Source organism: Pandoraea pnomenusa (genome assembly GCF_040391475.1).
Lineage (GTDB): Bacteria > Pseudomonadota > Gammaproteobacteria > Burkholderiales > Burkholderiaceae > Pandoraea > Pandoraea pnomenusa_C.
Genome location: NZ_JBEBXS010000012.1, coordinates 136,257 through 149,411, shown reverse-complemented (window position 1 = coordinate 149,411; position 13,155 = coordinate 136,257). Strand labels below are relative to the sequence as shown.

Annotated in this window: 23 protein-coding genes and 1 other RNA gene; 23 read left to right on the top strand and 1 reads right to left on the bottom strand. The window is 61.7% G+C overall.

The features are described from left to right. Positions 1-4 precede the first annotated feature (4 nt). Positions 5-997, top strand: coding sequence for an AAA family ATPase (locus ABWO90_RS14780; RefSeq protein ID WP_353191981.1), 993 nt, complete (start codon positions 5-7; stop codon positions 995-997). A gap of 7 nt (positions 998-1,004) precedes the next feature. Beyond that, on the top strand, positions 1,005-1,193 hold the full coding sequence (locus ABWO90_RS14775; RefSeq protein ID WP_353191980.1) for a hypothetical protein: 189 nt from the start codon (positions 1,005-1,007) through the stop codon (positions 1,191-1,193). 5 nt (positions 1,194-1,198) lie between these two features. Here the strand turns inward: ABWO90_RS14775 and ABWO90_RS14770 are convergent, their stop codons facing one another. Continuing rightward, a complete protein-coding gene (locus ABWO90_RS14770) occupies positions 1,199-1,468 on the bottom strand; it encodes a hypothetical protein (RefSeq protein ID WP_353191979.1) in 270 nt (89 codons plus the stop codon). A 13-nt stretch (positions 1,469-1,481) separates the two neighbouring features. On the opposite strand from ABWO90_RS14770, the gene ABWO90_RS14765 reads away from it, so the two are divergent. The 21 genes from ABWO90_RS14765 to ABWO90_RS14665 all read left to right on the top strand — a co-directional run bounded on the left by ABWO90_RS14765 (position 1,482) and on the right by ABWO90_RS14665 (position 13,134). Beyond that, positions 1,482-2,075, top strand: coding sequence for an HI_1489 N-terminal domain-containing protein (locus tag ABWO90_RS14765; protein ID WP_353191978.1), 594 nt, complete (start codon positions 1,482-1,484; stop codon positions 2,073-2,075). Then, entirely contained in the window at positions 2,072-2,698 is a 627-nt protein-coding gene (locus ABWO90_RS14760) for a DUF3164 family protein (protein WP_353191977.1), read from the top strand. Before ABWO90_RS14765 ends, ABWO90_RS14760 begins: the two co-directional genes overlap by 4 nt. 8 nt (positions 2,699-2,706) lie before the next feature. Continuing rightward, a complete protein-coding gene (locus tag ABWO90_RS14755) occupies positions 2,707-3,108 on the top strand; it encodes an ASCH domain-containing protein (RefSeq protein ID WP_353191976.1) in 402 nt (133 codons plus the stop codon). A gap of 51 nt (positions 3,109-3,159) precedes the next feature. Next, positions 3,160-3,432 carry an HU family DNA-binding protein gene (locus tag ABWO90_RS14750; RefSeq protein WP_353191975.1) on the top strand — a complete coding sequence of 91 codons (273 nt, stop codon included), beginning with the start codon at positions 3,160-3,162 and terminating at the stop codon, positions 3,430-3,432. Next, positions 3,432-3,498, top strand: an RNA gene (locus ABWO90_RS14745) — hammerhead ribozyme type II. Before ABWO90_RS14750 ends, ABWO90_RS14745 begins: the two co-directional genes overlap by 1 nt. Before the next feature lie 12 nt (positions 3,499-3,510). After that, a complete protein-coding gene (locus tag ABWO90_RS14740) occupies positions 3,511-3,867 on the top strand; it encodes a DUF2528 family protein (protein ID WP_353191974.1) in 357 nt (118 codons plus the stop codon). Positions 3,868-3,882: 15 nt separating this feature from the next. Beyond that, on the top strand, positions 3,883-4,335 hold the full coding sequence (locus ABWO90_RS14735) for a hypothetical protein (RefSeq protein ID WP_353191973.1): 453 nt from the start codon (positions 3,883-3,885) through the stop codon (positions 4,333-4,335). Positions 4,336-4,362: 27 nt separating this feature from the next. Next, entirely contained in the window at positions 4,363-4,686 is a 324-nt protein-coding gene (locus ABWO90_RS14730; protein ID WP_353191972.1) for a hypothetical protein, read from the top strand. A 1-nt stretch (position 4,687) separates the two neighbouring features. Then, positions 4,688-5,116, top strand: a complete 429-nt coding sequence (locus ABWO90_RS14725) for a regulatory protein GemA (protein WP_353191971.1) — start codon at positions 4,688-4,690, stop codon at positions 5,114-5,116. Then, positions 5,113-5,514 (top strand): hypothetical protein, encoded by a 402-nt coding sequence (locus ABWO90_RS14720; RefSeq protein WP_353191970.1) that lies wholly within the window; start codon positions 5,113-5,115, stop codon positions 5,512-5,514. The genes ABWO90_RS14725 and ABWO90_RS14720 overlap by 4 nt, the downstream gene beginning before the upstream one ends. A gap of 209 nt (positions 5,515-5,723) precedes the next feature. Then, positions 5,724-6,878 (top strand): hypothetical protein, encoded by a 1,155-nt coding sequence (locus tag ABWO90_RS14715; protein ID WP_353191969.1) that lies wholly within the window; start codon positions 5,724-5,726, stop codon positions 6,876-6,878. A 46-nt stretch (positions 6,879-6,924) separates the two neighbouring features. Continuing rightward, positions 6,925-7,281, top strand: coding sequence for a hypothetical protein (locus tag ABWO90_RS14710; protein ID WP_353191968.1), 357 nt, complete (start codon positions 6,925-6,927; stop codon positions 7,279-7,281). Positions 7,282-7,340: 59 nt separating this feature from the next. Then, positions 7,341-8,288 carry a phage capsid protein gene (locus ABWO90_RS14705; RefSeq protein WP_353191967.1) on the top strand — a complete coding sequence of 316 codons (948 nt, stop codon included), beginning with the start codon at positions 7,341-7,343 and terminating at the stop codon, positions 8,286-8,288. 72 nt (positions 8,289-8,360) lie between these two features. Further along, entirely contained in the window at positions 8,361-8,756 is a 396-nt protein-coding gene (locus ABWO90_RS14700; protein ID WP_353191966.1) for a hypothetical protein, read from the top strand. After that, complete coding sequence (locus ABWO90_RS14695; RefSeq protein WP_353191965.1) at positions 8,753-9,256, top strand: phage protein Gp36 family protein; 504 nt, start codon at positions 8,753-8,755, stop codon at positions 9,254-9,256. The genes ABWO90_RS14700 and ABWO90_RS14695 overlap by 4 nt, the downstream gene beginning before the upstream one ends. Continuing rightward, positions 9,253-9,684 (top strand): phage virion morphogenesis protein, encoded by a 432-nt coding sequence (locus ABWO90_RS14690; RefSeq protein WP_353191964.1) that lies wholly within the window; start codon positions 9,253-9,255, stop codon positions 9,682-9,684. The genes ABWO90_RS14695 and ABWO90_RS14690 overlap by 4 nt, the downstream gene beginning before the upstream one ends. Further along, on the top strand, positions 9,684-10,283 hold the full coding sequence (locus ABWO90_RS14685) for a phage protein Gp37 (RefSeq protein WP_353191963.1): 600 nt from the start codon (positions 9,684-9,686) through the stop codon (positions 10,281-10,283). The genes ABWO90_RS14690 and ABWO90_RS14685 overlap by 1 nt, the downstream gene beginning before the upstream one ends. Further along, complete coding sequence (locus tag ABWO90_RS14680) at positions 10,267-10,548, top strand: hypothetical protein (protein ID WP_353191962.1); 282 nt, start codon at positions 10,267-10,269, stop codon at positions 10,546-10,548. The genes ABWO90_RS14685 and ABWO90_RS14680 overlap by 17 nt, the downstream gene beginning before the upstream one ends. A gap of 53 nt (positions 10,549-10,601) precedes the next feature. Further along, positions 10,602-12,080: a phage tail sheath subtilisin-like domain-containing protein gene (locus tag ABWO90_RS14675; RefSeq protein ID WP_353191961.1), complete on the top strand. Its 1,479-nt coding sequence runs from the start codon at positions 10,602-10,604 to the stop codon at positions 12,078-12,080. A gap of 44 nt (positions 12,081-12,124) precedes the next feature. After that, complete coding sequence (locus tag ABWO90_RS14670; protein WP_150662813.1) at positions 12,125-12,496, top strand: hypothetical protein; 372 nt, start codon at positions 12,125-12,127, stop codon at positions 12,494-12,496. An 83-nt stretch (positions 12,497-12,579) separates the two neighbouring features. After that, on the top strand, positions 12,580-13,134 hold the full coding sequence (locus ABWO90_RS14665; RefSeq protein WP_353191960.1) for a phage tail assembly protein: 555 nt from the start codon (positions 12,580-12,582) through the stop codon (positions 13,132-13,134). Positions 13,135-13,155: the final 21 nt, after the last annotated feature.

Here is a 13,155-nt window from a genome sequence, read left to right as displayed (position 1 = left end):
GTCCATGACTTCCAAGAGCCAAAACGAAGCGTCGCTGCCGGTGCCGACCGAATGGACTGAGCACTACAGCGAGAAGAACCGCGCCGAAGCACTCGCAATCTCGAAACAACTGGCCGACATTGGCAAGACACGCGCATGGCTCGCGCGACTGTCGCGCGTCAATGTCACCACGCTGTCGACGGTGCTCAATGGCAACTATGCCTCCGATCCGTCGAAGTGGCTGCGGATGATGGCCGACGCCCTGGAGACGATAGCGGGTCGCGCTACGATTGCCGCCATGCCGCACGTCCAAACCAGCGTGTCGCAGTTGGCGACCGTGGTGTGCGATCGGGCTCGCAAATATCGCAACTTCGGCGTGCTCACGGGATTCGTCGGTGTCGGTAAGACCGACGCCGTACGCCAGTACAAAGAGCAGAACAGTCACACGATCATCATTGAGGCGAACCCAAACATGTCGCCTGCCGTGATGCTCGATGAGTTGCGCGCGAATCTGTCGGCACCGATGGCACGTACGCTCGATGGGAAGTTCGCAACCATCGCTGAAGCGCTTTCGAGCTCAACGTATTTGATCATCGTGGACGAAGCCGAAACGATGATGCCGAACTGCCTGCATTACCTGCGTCGCATCCGCGACAAAGCAGGCATTGGCATCGTCCTTGTCGGCACTGATCGCTTACTCCAACTCATCAAGCCCAGCTACGGCCAGTTCGACCAGATTCGCTCTCGCGTGGGCTTCTGGCCGCAGAACGTTCGCGGCATTTCTCGCGACGACGCTGACGCCCTGGCGCAGGCCGCCCTGGACGACCAAGGCGAACTGTCCGCCGAGGTGCTGGAGGCCCTTTGGCATTACTGCCGAGGTTCCGCCCGCATGCTTATCGAAAACTTCATTCCGGCACTGCGCGACTACGGCCTGAAGAAGAACCACGAACTGTCCGCCGATCTGGTCCATGCCGTGGCTCGCGACGCGCTGCTGCTCGGCGACCAACGCAATACGTGAGGCCACCATGAAAAAGAAAGACAAATCGTGCATCACTATCACGCAATCGCCGGGGCGCACGCGCATTCGGGTCACGGGGCGCTTTGCCCTCCCGATGCTCGAAGCCCTCGCCAACGGAGCGCCGACGCCCGAAGCGGCGGCGTTCATTGCGTGGTTGTCGGCGCCCGCGGCTACCGAACCGGAGGTGAAGGCATGAACCGGTCAAACCGATGGAAGCGAGGCCCAGTGCTGACGGAAGTACTCGCTGGTCTGCAGCGAGTCGCTGCAGAGGCGCGCCTTACTGCCCAGCGAGTGCGCGTGCATCGCCAACTGCGAGCGTTGGAGCGCGACGAGCGACGAGCGATCCGCGAGCTCGCTTGGCTGCACGGCGAGTATCTGAATGCCCAGGCCAATTTCACGCTGATCGAGCGACGCTGTAAAAACCAGCGACGGGCACTCCAACGCCGCTTGCAGGAGACGTTGCGTGATCACCAGGGAGACTGCGATGCCGCTTCCTGAAGTCTCCTGCCCGAACTGTCGCGTGCGCATGAGCCTGGATGTCGTGCTCGCCGATGACAGCATGCGTGACATCGTGCTGGCGCTTACCGACATTCACCCGGCCGGCGATGCCTTCATCAAGCCGCTGCTGCGATATCTGAGCCTGTTCGCGCCGCGCAAGTCGCATATGTCATGGGCCCGCATGGCCGGACTGATCCGGGAACTTGAACCTGAAATGCGTGCAGCACAGCTGACATGGAACGGCACTAAGTACGCCGCGCCGCTCGCAAACTGGTCCTCCGCGATGGAATATGCCGTCGCCCAAGCACACCAGGGAAAGTTGGATCTGCCGCTCAAGTCGCACGGCTGGCTTCGGTCCGTGATGGCCAGTCAGAGCATCCGTGCCGCTGGGCGAGCCGAAGAGGCGCGAGAGGCCCAGCTGCGCGGCGTCGCCGGTGCGGGGACTGCCGATGAGCGACGTGTGCCAACACCAGCCCCGGAGGGCGGGCCAATACGTATCGACGCCGCGCTGCCTAAATCCAAGATGCCGGAACACATCCGCGAACAACTCAAGTCGTTCAAACCGAGGAAATCATCATGACCGAACAGATCCAAGAACACATCCCGGCCGGCTATCGCAAGAACGCCCTGGGTCACCTCGTACCCGAGACCGCTATCCGCGATATCGATCTTGAGCGCGACAGCATCGTGCATGAGTTGATCGGCGCGGCCAAGGACGCGCAAGAGAATCTGCGTGGGCTGAAGGAGCGTGTGTTCGGCGACGCAAACGCGTTTATCTCGCTCTCGGCCGACAAGTACGGCGTCAAGCTCGGTGGAGCTAAGGGCAACGTCACGCTGCATTCGTTCGATGGTTCGCTCAAGGTCGTGATTCAGCGCGCCGAGAACATGTCGTTCGACGAGCGCCTGCAGGCCGCCAAGGTGCTCATCGACGAGTGCATCACCGATTGGGCGCGCGGCAGTGATCCGAAGATCCAGGTGCTGGTCCAGCAGGCCTTTGAGACCGACAAGGAAGGCAAGATCAACGTGGGTCGGGTACTCGCGCTGCGTCGGCTGGACATCGAGGACGAGAAGTGGCAACGCGCAATGCAAGCCATCAGCGAGTCCGTGCAAGTGGTCGGCACGAAGACCTACATGCGTTTCTACGAACGCGTCGACGGCAGCGAGCAATACACGCCGATCAGCCTCGACTTTGCATCGCTGTGAGGCGCCCCATGCACCTGCTCAACTTCCAAGCACGTTTCGAGTCCCTGATCATCAGCGGTCGCAAGCCCCACACCATTCGTGCGAAACGCGTGGACGGTCGTGACCCTGAGCCGGGCGACGTGTTGCGCCTGTACGTCGGCCTGCGATCGCGCAAATCGCGAGTCATCTCGCAGGAGGTCTGCGAGTACGTCTCGGACATCCAGATCCTTCCGCCGCTTGCCGACCGTTTGCCGCAGGTGTTCATCGGCGATCGGCTGCTCGAAGAGTCAGCAGTCGAAGCACTTGCGCGCGCAGACGGCTTTCAGGGATGGCGCGACATGGTGAACTTCATCGCAGACGAGTACGGATTGCCGTTCACCGGAAACCTCATCGGCTGGATACACACGCCGTCCTACGTTCGAATGCAGTAACGCCCGCCGCGAGCGCTTCGCGGCATCTCAATCCAACTGGAGAACTACCCCATGAACAAGTCGCAACTGATCGAAGCCGTCGCCAAGAATGCCGAGCAGACCAAGGCGCAAGCCGCGCAATCCGTCGATGCGGTCCTCGACGCCATCCGTATCGGTCTGCAGGAAGACGGTGATGTCTCCCTGTCGGGCTTCGGGACCTTCGGCGTCTCGCAGCGAGCTGCGCGCACCGGCCGTAACCCGGCGACTGGTGAGGCGATCGAGATTGCAGCCAGCAAGGCTGTGAAGTTCAAGGCCGGGAAGACGTTGAAAGACGCGGTGAACTGATGCGAAACGCCCGCGCAAGCGGGCGTCTATCCGGCGCGGTGGCCGGGTACTGACGAGCAGCCACACTGGAGAAAGCCAATGCCGACGATCAAAAAATATACCTTGGAGCATGAGTTCGGTGCCGAGATTGACGTGGAAGTCGATCACGACATCTTGACGCCGGAAGTCCTCACTGCATTTGTGATGTTTTGGGGCGACGGAGCCGAAAAACTCGCAGAGCATGGGCCGCTGCACGCATTCCTTCGCAACTTCACCGTTGCCTTCCTGCTTGAGGCCATTACGTCCATTTCGCCATCTGATAGCTTCAACCGGGGATGTGTCGAGGGCTACCCGGCAGTGGATGGATCGGCCGGTCTGCGAGTGCTGCATTACGACGTTTTCGACTTCGACAGCGCTGACGTCGACGTTCGCGAGCGAGCAATGCGTGACGCTTGAGGAGAGAGATACGACATGACGAGAGATACGTTCGTGAAATGTACCCGCTGCCGCTTCCAACATCGCGAAGCCGAACGCGTTTTGAAGCCGCGCCCACGTCAATCGACCGCCACGCTTCGGGTTAGTGATACCTGTTGCCCGAGATGCAACTGCAAGAGCTTCTACGACATGCGCCCGCAGGTCGCCTGGTGCTGGGCCTCCGGTCTCATTGAGATCGGTGACGCGGCACCGGCGAACAGCGCGGATGGTCGTGGCCCTATCGTCATCGCTACGGGACCGAAATATGCACTGAAGCCGTTTCTCGATGTAGTTGCCCGCCACGGCAAGGGTGAGAGCTCGGGATTGTTGCTCGTTCCAGGCGTGCCAGAAGCCGAGGATCCGCTGCAGGCCGCCGGCGCGCTTCGGAGTTGGATCGACTGGTGCGCGAAAAGCAAATCGTGCCAGCGCGATGGCATCCAATTTTCCTGATGGGCGAGTCGGCTTCAGGGCATACATATGGACGACGTAAAAATCATCTACCAAGTGCTCACGGATCGGGGGCTGACGACGGTGTTGGGCGAAGGTATTCGCCTACCGTACACCGACGCATCATTCGGCATCCATGCACGCTATGACGTGCTGGGTCGCTTCCATGGCTGGCACATTACGCACCTGCTCTCGGGCATGCCCATCAGCGCCGGAAAGACGAGGCGCGACGCGTTTCTCAAGGCCGTCGAGCACGTGCGAGAGCACCAACACGAGATCCAATCCGTTCTGGCCAGCGCTGTGAGGCGCCGCGCACAGCTCGACCTCACTCAGTGCTTCATTGACGGAGGCTGACATGGCACTTTCCCAAGACCCGACGAAGCGCGACACACAGATGGTTCGCCTGAAGGCGATGAAAGCCGGCATGACGGAAGACCAGTACAAGGATTGGCTGCAGGCTCAGTTCGGCGTTCGCTCGGCAACGGAGCTGTCGGAGCGGCAGCGCCGTCAGGCACACGGACGCCTGCATAAGCTGCTCGATGCAGGCAAGCCGCAATCCTGGAACGAGCCGCAGGTGCGCAAGCTGCGTGTCCTGTGGGGAATGCTCGCTGAGCGCGGGGCGGTCCAAGTCAAGACAGAGGATGCGATGGAAGCCTGGGCCAAGCGCCGTATTCCCGGACTTGACGCGCTTCGCTTTGCGCGAAGCGAGGAATTGCAGCATTTGATCGAATCGGCCAAGAAATGGCTACTTCGGGTGGATCCCGAAGTCGACCTGACGCTATGAGCACGGGGACCGTCATCAATCGCGCTGCGTTGCCCGAGCTGCTGCGCGAGCTCATCGACTGTATCGGCGAGGCTGCTGCATTCGCGCTGATCGACTGGCGCGGTGGCGCATATCTCTCGGTGCCCAAGAGGGTCGATCCGCAGCATATGCTGGTGGATCACATCGGTCCGGTCGCTTTTGTGGCCCTGGTCGATCGCTTCGGTGGTGAGACGGTGATGTTGCCGAAGAAAGACGCAATCACCCGCCAGCAGCGCCACCAAATCGTGCGTCATCTTCGCTACTTCGAGCGACTGACCGTCGATCAGATCGCCATCCGTACCGGATACACAATGCGCCGCGTTTTTCAGATCCTTGGGGAGCGCCCCGTCGAACCGTCGAGCGGCGATTTGTTTGAGTGAGGTTCGCTGTCGAACGGGACCCCATTCAAAAACCTTCAAACTGTATTTCAAAACCGCTGCTACCCTCCGGGACGACCCTTCGGTCATCTAACCACGCCAACGGCTTGTAGGCCCTCTCAGCGCGTCTACCCCAAATCCTCCGAACGAACCGTTTGCTTGTGAAATGGTTCACCAATTTTTCCTAGTCCGAGCCGCGCACACTGCGAGGCATGGACAAGACCACTCTTCCCCAAGCTAAGGGCCTCGCCAACTGGATCGAGGTGTTTCGGGCCGGCAGTCATACCGACGCCAAAGGCCAGCACATCACCTTTTCGCGCGCCGATCTGGATCAGATGGTCGCGAATCACGCGTTGGGCGCTGCCCCGGCGGTGCTCGGTCATCCGAAACATAACGATCCGGCGTACGCCTGGACGAGCGGCATTAAGCGTGACGGCGACACGCTGTTCGCCCGCTTCGCCGACATCAACCCGCAATTCGCTGCTGGTGTTGAGTCGGGGGCGTATCGGAATCGCTCCGTATCGGTGTTCAAGGATCCGCAGCACGGCTGGCGTGTTCGTCATGTCGGTTGGCTTGGCGCGACACCTCCTGCCATTGATGGCCTGCGGCCTGTCGAGTTTGCGGACGGCCAAGAGTGCTTCGAGTTCGCGGCACCCGGCGTGGCGCAGCTCGGCTGGGGCCTCAATTCGGCCGCTCGGCTGTTTCGCAGCATCCGTGAGTGGATCATCGGCTCCCAAGGCATGGAGGTGGCTGATTCGGTTCTTCCGAACTACCAAGTCGAATCCATTGAAGAGGCAGCGCGTGTGGCGAACGATGCCGACACGGCGTCCGCCATTCCCGCTTTTTCCCACCCCGGAGGTAATGACGTGAACTTCACGAAGGAAGACCTGGACCGTGCGCGCCAGGAAGGCATGGCACAAGGCCGCGAGACTGCAACCGCCGAATTCAGCCAGCGCGTGGATGAGGCCGACGCCCGCACGGCGCGGGTCGAGGGTGAGCGCCGCACCGAGCGCATCCAAACGCAGATTGCCGGCTGGCTCGGCGAAGGTCGCGTGCTGCCGGCCGAACAGGCAGGCCTGGCCGAGTTCATGGCCCATATCGAGACCGCCGGCCAGTCATTCGAGTTTTCGGCAAACAACGGCACGGTCACGAAGACGCCCGCGCAATGGTTCGCGGAGTTCATGTCGGCCCGCGCCCCGGTTATCAAGCTCGGCCAGCGCGAGGACGGTGGCACGCCGACCGATATCAACGACGCTGCGGCGCTTGCGGAAAAGGCCAAGGAGTTCATGAAGAGCCAGCAAGACAAGGGCCTCACGGTGTCGTATGCCGATGCTGTCTTGAAAGTCTCCACCAGCGCAGCCGGCTAAGCCTGTCGCGGCCCTCGCATTCCCATATATCCGATAGAGGATCGAAATGCTCACCAACAAACGAATTTTGGTCGCGAACTACGTTGCGGCCACCGTGATCGCCTCGCACCAACTTGTCGCGTATGGCGACGCCGATGACCAGATCAAGGCCGCAACCGGCACGGCAGGTGAAAAGCTGCTGGGCGCGTCCACCGACGCGACGGCCGCGATCGGAGAGCGCGCCGACGCCGTGCTGCTCGGCCCGACGCCTGTCGTGTACGGCGGTGCCGTTGCGCGCGGCGATCGCATCAAGGCTGACGCCCAGGGACGCGCGGTGACCGCTGCCGAAGGCGACGCCTCGGTCGGTGAGGCGTTGATCAGCGGCGTCGCTGGGGACATCGGTTCGGTGTTTATCGGCCGCTAATCGCCACGTTTCGCCATCAGTACACACATCACAGTTCACTCAAAGTCTAGGAGCACTCCATGGCCAGTCCGTTTCCGATCGATCCGCAGTTGACCGCCATTGCGGTGATCGTGCGCAACCAGGCGATGATCGCCGACCTGGTACTGCCGCGCACGTCGCCGCTGGGCAAGCCGACTTTTGCGTACCAGTACTACCCGCCCGAGCAACAGTTCACTGTGCCGGATACGAAGGTCGGTCGTCGCTCGCAAGTCAATGAAGTCGAGTTCAACGGCGAGCGTAAGACCTCGGAGACCGAGGACCACGGTTTGGATCACCCGCTGCCGCAGACCGACATCGACAACGCGCCGGACAACACCAATCTGCAGGCGCTGACGACCGAGATGTTGTCCGGCTTGATTCTCCTGGGACGCGAGATTCGTGTAGCGCGCCAGGTGTTCAACGCCGCGACGTACAACGGAAACTCGGAGAACGTCGCAGCTTCGGACCGTTTCGACAACGCGAACAGCGATCCGCTCGAATATCTGCTTGACGTGTTGGATCGCCCGATCATGCGTCCCAACGTTGCCGTGCTGGGCCAGTCCGAATGGCGAGCACTGCGCACGCACCCGGTCATCGCCAAGGCAGTGCACGGCAACGCAGGCGACAAGGGCGCAGCGACGCGTGAGCAAGTGGCCGAACTGCTCGAAATCGACCAGATCCTGGTCGGCCGTGCTCGTGTGAACCTCTCGAAGCCCGGTCAGCAAGCCAAGATTGCGCCGGCCTGGAGCGGCGGCATGTCGTTGCTGTATCAGGACACCGCAGCCGCCAAGATCGCTGGCGTTGTCGACAGTGGCAACGTCACGTTCGGCTTCACCGCCGAATATGGCTCGCGCATCGCCGGCGCCGAATCGGACTCGAAGATCGGCCTGCGTGGCGGCGTTCGCGTGCGCGTCGGCGAATCGGTCAAGGAAGTCATCTGCGCACCGCAGCTCGGCTTCTTCCTCAAGGACGTCATCACGCCGGCATAACAACCCGCGAGCGTGCCAGCGACCCCGGCCGGCGTGGAGTGCAGCGCCGGCCGGGCAACGGCAGGAGAGATCATGAGCGAGAAGAAAACGTATGAGGTGGTGCAGCCGATTCGCCTGGAGCGTCGTTCGCATCCCGTTGGTGCGCGTGTTCACGCTGAGCCCGATCACGTTGCCGACCTGGTGGCCGGCGGCGTGCTGCGCGAAGCGGGCGACACCGCCGAACAGCGGCCCCCGATTGATGGTGCGCAGCCGAAGGCCCGTGCCAATCCCGATGCCGCGCTGGACACTGCCGCGACGAGTGCGTCGGCTGGGGCTGAAAGCAGCTCGCAAGCCGCCAAAGCGCCCGACAGTAAGGCGCAGGCAACAAATGATCAGCCGACGCGCGGCGCTGTGAAGAAGCCGGCCGCAAAAGCTGCAGCGTCGAAAAACGCCACGAAGCGCGGCACCGCAGCGAAGGGCCGGCAATGACCGCATACGCAACGCTGGCCGAGTATGTGCAGGAGTTCGGGCTTGAGGAAACCTGCCAACTGTTGCGTGACGAAGGCGACGAGCTCCTGACGCCCGAGCTGTTGCGCGAAGGTATCGCCGACGAGTACTCGCCGGAACGCACGGCCGACGAGCGGGCTGGCTGCGATCGCGCCATGACCAGACTGAGCGCCATGCTGGATCAGACCAGCCGATACATGGACGGTTACTTGCGCGCCAACGTTCGCTTGCCTCTTCTGCAAGCGGATATCGATCAAACGCCCCTGAAGACGTGCTGCCTGGCGCTCACTCGGTGTTCCCTGCAGGACGATCCCGACAACGCGACCGACCTGCAGGAAAAGCGCTGCAAGTCCTGGTACGACTGGCTGCGGGATGTTTCAACCGGGCGCGTGCGGCTGCTTCCGCCGCCAGCAGCAAGCGGTCGACGCGTGCTTTGGGGCAAGGTCGACAGCGGCTATGACTGGGGGAACTACGGGCGATGAATGGCGTTTCGGTCCAATGGTCATTTGACGACAGCCAGATCCGCCGGCACCTGGCCGCGATCGGGGGAGCAACGTTTGAGCGTGTGCGCCAGGACATTGGCGAATACATGGTTGGGCAGATTCAGGACCGCTTCCATTATCAGCAGCTCTGGGATGGCTCGGCGATGCCTCAATCTCGCGCTGCCATGGCACGGGGAGGCCAGACGCTCATCCGAGATCGCTACCTCTATCACAGCTACGTCTACGGGCTGACACCCGATGGCGTGGAGATCGGGAGCAACTTGATATACGCGCCCATTCACCATTTCGGCGGCGATGCCGGACGGGGTCATTCGGTGCACATTGACGCGCGCCCGGTGCTGGGTGTCAACGAAGAAAACGCGAACGTGATCGGCAACATGCTGCTCGACGCCATAAGGATGATGTGATGGCCCACCCGCTGAAGTCCGTAGAAATTCTGGACAGCGTGAAAGCTGAGATCCGGGCGCGCATGGGCTCGATGTTCAAGACCATCGAAGACTACGGCGGCGAATTCGGCGACGAAGAAATCGGCGCGAAGTCGTTCGTGTCTCCTGCTGCATTCACGACCTGCCTGGGATGGCGCAAAGCGGCGAAGGGATCGTACGTCGGCGGGAAATTTGTCTGGGAAGCCCGTTTCGCCGTGTTCATCGTAACGAAGCATAGCGAGCGAGCCGAGCGCATGCGCGAGGCGATGGTTCGCGCGGAAATGGTGTCGCGCGTGCTTCAGGCATGGTCGCAGCCACCGTGCGTCGGTCGCCCCGACGGCTTGATGGCAGAGAACCTTTACAACCGAAAGCTCGACACCAAGGGGCTGGCGCTCTGGATGGTTGCCTGGTGGCAGGAGGCCGAGTTTAACGGCACGCCGTCTCCTGACGAGATCCCTGCCATGGGCACGGTTGGTATCACGAGCGAGCCGACGGTGTCGGTACAGGATCCACCTCGCGAGATGCCCGATTTGACTGTGGAACATGAAATCAAAGGAGTGACGAATGGCAACGAAAGCTAAGACCGGCGGCAGCGTCAGCGTCTCCACCGCACCGACGCAAATCGCAACGGAATACGACGTGACCGAGTCTTCCGTCCCGCAAGTGCGTTTGCCCGCGCCGCGAATGGGTCAAGTGATCCGTGTCGTGGCAGGCGTAGACCGTTTCGTCATCAATCGTGAATTCGGTGGCCGCTACAGCGAGACCGAGGCGTCCCCTGCGACCGTCAATCTCCGCATCCTTCGCTTGCTCCAGGACAGCGACCTGATCCGCCAGCCCGACGAGTGATCTTTCCCGCCGGCTGAAACGCACTTTCAACGAACTTTAATGAGGCCTTCGACATGTTGCCGAACCTGCTTTCCTTGAACTTTCTGGTGCCGTTCGTGGCACACAAATTCGATGCATCCAAGGCGATCCGTGGACTTCGCGGCATGCCGCGCAGCCTGCTGCTCATCGGTCAGGCGAGTCCGCCCGCCGGCGTCGACATCACGAAGCGCCAACGCGTGACCAGCGAGGCCGAGGCTGTGGGCCTGCTCGGCGAAGGCTCGATGCTGCTCGCGATGTGGCGCAAGGCCAAGGCGAACGCGGATCTGGGCATGCCGATCGATCTCGTGATCCTGGCGGATGACGAAACTGCGATCGCATCGACCGGGAAAGTGACCGTGCAAGTCAGCGCGCAACACGCTGCGGGCGAATTGCCGCTGTACATCGGCGGCGTGCGCGTGCGCATCGGCGTGGCCATCAACGACACGGCGATCACGGCGGCGACCAAGCTGGTCAACGCTATCAACGCCGTGCCCAGCCTGCCCGTGATCGCTGCGGCAGGTGCGACGGACGGCGAAGTGAAGCTGACCTGCCGCTGGAGTGGCGCGACCGGTAACGGCATCGATCTGCGTGGCACGTATTACGCGGACGACCGTCTTCCCCAGGGCGTGACTTTGACGGTCTCACCGATGGCCGGCGGCGCGGTCAATCCCGACATTACGCCGGTGGTGTCCGCAATCCAGGGCTTCTGGCCGACGGAATACGCGATGCCGTACACCGACAGCCCGAACATGGGGGTGCTGGAAACCGAGCTGGAGCGGCGCTGGAACTTCGACAACATGAAGGACGGCCAAGCTGTGACGGTGATGCGCGGCACCGAAGGTGAAGTCGTCAGCTGGCTGGGCCCCCGAAACAGCCCGCAAGTACACACCATCTGCGTCACTCGCGACCTGACGAATACATGGGAGACGGCGGCTGCCGCTGCGGCCGCGATCGAAAGCCAGGCGGCGATCGATCCCGCACAGCCGTGGACGGGCGTGAAGCTCAGCGGGTATGTCGCGGCACGCCTGGAGGACGACTGGGAAGTCGAGCAACGCAACAACATGCTCGTGGCTGGTGGCTCCGTGCTCGAAACCATGGAAGACGGTACTGCCAACATCCTGCGCATGGTGACGAACTACACCACGCATCCCACGGGCGCGGCAGACGCTTCCTGGCGCAATCTGAACTGGGTGAAGACGCTGTCGTATTACCGGTGGTTCATCGTCTCCGAGTTCCAGACGAAGTATCGCGGGTACAAGCTGGCTGAATACGTCACGGAGCCGATTCCTGGCCAGAAGATCATGACGGCCCAGCTCGGCAACGACATCATGCTCAACTGTTACGAGCAGTTCATGGGGGCGGGCCTGTTCCAGAACATGGAGTACTACAAGAACGCGCTTCTGGTGGAAGTCGACGGGCCTAACGGGAAGCTGAAGATTGTGGATCAGCCGGTCCTCATCACGCAGCACTACCAGACCGAAATCACCAGCGAGTTCATCGCCGGGCACGTCTGATCAACCGCACATCACACAATTTTCTGACTGACTGGAGGGGCTAAATGGCCTGCGATAGCGAACTTTTCCGCGTGGATAGCTTCACCGTCGATGGTGAGGAATGGGCGATTGAGGACGGCAGCGCAACGATTGAAGGCGCGGCCGGCTTCGAACGCGAGGCTGCACTGGCTGCAAATGGACCGGACTTCACGACGCGTAAGCGCGTGGCCCGTGTCATCAAGGCCAAGCTGTTGTTCACCGGGTCGCGCAACCCGGACACGATCAGCCAAATCTGCGAAGCACAGATCGTGATGACCAACTTGCATACCGGTCGACGTGTGCGCGCCGGCAAATGCTCGTTCATGAGCATGGGCGAGGTTGGCACGGGGGCTGTCGACATCCAGTTCGCAGTCCTCACGGCGCTCCAGTGGCTTTAAGCAGCGCCCGTTGATGCATCTCCCCGAAGGCAGGATTTTTCCTGCCTTCGTCACTTTTCGGCCACACATTGGAGCCTCACACCATGAATCAGCAAGACATCCATGTCGTCACGCTCGTTGACGGCCTGCGCTCTCAGGTCGGAGATCAGGAGGTCCGATATCGCACAGTGCGCCTGCGCGAGACGACCGTCGCAGACGAATACGCTGCCATGCAGCTCGCGGAACGCGTTGTCGACGTGAAGGGCAAACCCACGCTGCTCGTGTCCGACGAGTTGTATCGCGTCGCGCTGACGCTGCGCCATTGCGATCGCTTCCAGTGCGCCGGTCTGGACGACATCCCGTTGAGCCTCATGACACTGGAGATGTTCGGCCGTCTGTCGCCGCTCGATTTGGCGCGCATCGAAGAGCGTTGTGTCCTGGTCGACTTGGCGGCGCAGCTTCGTCACGGTCTGATTTCGCAGGACGCATTCGAAACGATGCTCAGCGACGTGTCCAAACCGGAGGGCACCGGCCCGCGATCCGAGGGCCAGGCTGCAGAACTGGGAGACGCTGGCGCGTCAGCTCAGTCTGGCCCTTCCATGCTCGCTGACTACGCTGCGCGAAACACCGAAGGTGCAGCTGATGGCGCAGGCCGCTGACTTGGAGCGGGTGAATAAGGC

Coding starts and splice junctions, on each gene's coding strand:
- ABWO90_RS14710 (WP_353191968.1), top strand. CDS start 6,925: ATGCTCACCAACAAACGAATTTTGGTCGCGAACTACGTTGCGGCCACC.
- ABWO90_RS14720 (WP_353191970.1), top strand. CDS start 5,113: ATGAGCACGGGGACCGTCATCAATCGCGCTGCGTTGCCCGAGCTGCTG.
- ABWO90_RS14740 (WP_353191974.1), top strand. CDS start 3,511: ATGCCGACGATCAAAAAATATACCTTGGAGCATGAGTTCGGTGCCGAG.
- ABWO90_RS14750 (WP_353191975.1), top strand. CDS start 3,160: ATGAACAAGTCGCAACTGATCGAAGCCGTCGCCAAGAATGCCGAGCAG.
- ABWO90_RS14730 (WP_353191972.1), top strand. CDS start 4,363: ATGGACGACGTAAAAATCATCTACCAAGTGCTCACGGATCGGGGGCTG.
- ABWO90_RS14705 (WP_353191967.1), top strand. CDS start 7,341: ATGGCCAGTCCGTTTCCGATCGATCCGCAGTTGACCGCCATTGCGGTG.
- ABWO90_RS14695 (WP_353191965.1), top strand. CDS start 8,753: ATGACCGCATACGCAACGCTGGCCGAGTATGTGCAGGAGTTCGGGCTT.
- ABWO90_RS14765 (WP_353191978.1), top strand. CDS start 1,482: ATGCCGCTTCCTGAAGTCTCCTGCCCGAACTGTCGCGTGCGCATGAGC.
- ABWO90_RS14775 (WP_353191980.1), top strand. CDS start 1,005: ATGAAAAAGAAAGACAAATCGTGCATCACTATCACGCAATCGCCGGGG.
- ABWO90_RS14715 (WP_353191969.1), top strand. CDS start 5,724: ATGGACAAGACCACTCTTCCCCAAGCTAAGGGCCTCGCCAACTGGATC.
- ABWO90_RS14665 (WP_353191960.1), top strand. CDS start 12,580: ATGAATCAGCAAGACATCCATGTCGTCACGCTCGTTGACGGCCTGCGC.
- ABWO90_RS14760 (WP_353191977.1), top strand. CDS start 2,072: ATGACCGAACAGATCCAAGAACACATCCCGGCCGGCTATCGCAAGAAC.
- ABWO90_RS14735 (WP_353191973.1), top strand. CDS start 3,883: ATGACGAGAGATACGTTCGTGAAATGTACCCGCTGCCGCTTCCAACAT.
- ABWO90_RS14755 (WP_353191976.1), top strand. CDS start 2,707: ATGCACCTGCTCAACTTCCAAGCACGTTTCGAGTCCCTGATCATCAGC.
- ABWO90_RS14670 (WP_150662813.1), top strand. CDS start 12,125: ATGGCCTGCGATAGCGAACTTTTCCGCGTGGATAGCTTCACCGTCGAT.
- ABWO90_RS14780 (WP_353191981.1), top strand. CDS start 5: ATGACTTCCAAGAGCCAAAACGAAGCGTCGCTGCCGGTGCCGACCGAA.
- ABWO90_RS14685 (WP_353191963.1), top strand. CDS start 9,684: ATGGCCCACCCGCTGAAGTCCGTAGAAATTCTGGACAGCGTGAAAGCT.
- ABWO90_RS14700 (WP_353191966.1), top strand. CDS start 8,361: ATGAGCGAGAAGAAAACGTATGAGGTGGTGCAGCCGATTCGCCTGGAG.
- ABWO90_RS14690 (WP_353191964.1), top strand. CDS start 9,253: ATGAATGGCGTTTCGGTCCAATGGTCATTTGACGACAGCCAGATCCGC.
- ABWO90_RS14680 (WP_353191962.1), top strand. CDS start 10,267: ATGGCAACGAAAGCTAAGACCGGCGGCAGCGTCAGCGTCTCCACCGCA.
- ABWO90_RS14675 (WP_353191961.1), top strand. CDS start 10,602: ATGTTGCCGAACCTGCTTTCCTTGAACTTTCTGGTGCCGTTCGTGGCA.
- ABWO90_RS14725 (WP_353191971.1), top strand. CDS start 4,688: ATGGCACTTTCCCAAGACCCGACGAAGCGCGACACACAGATGGTTCGC.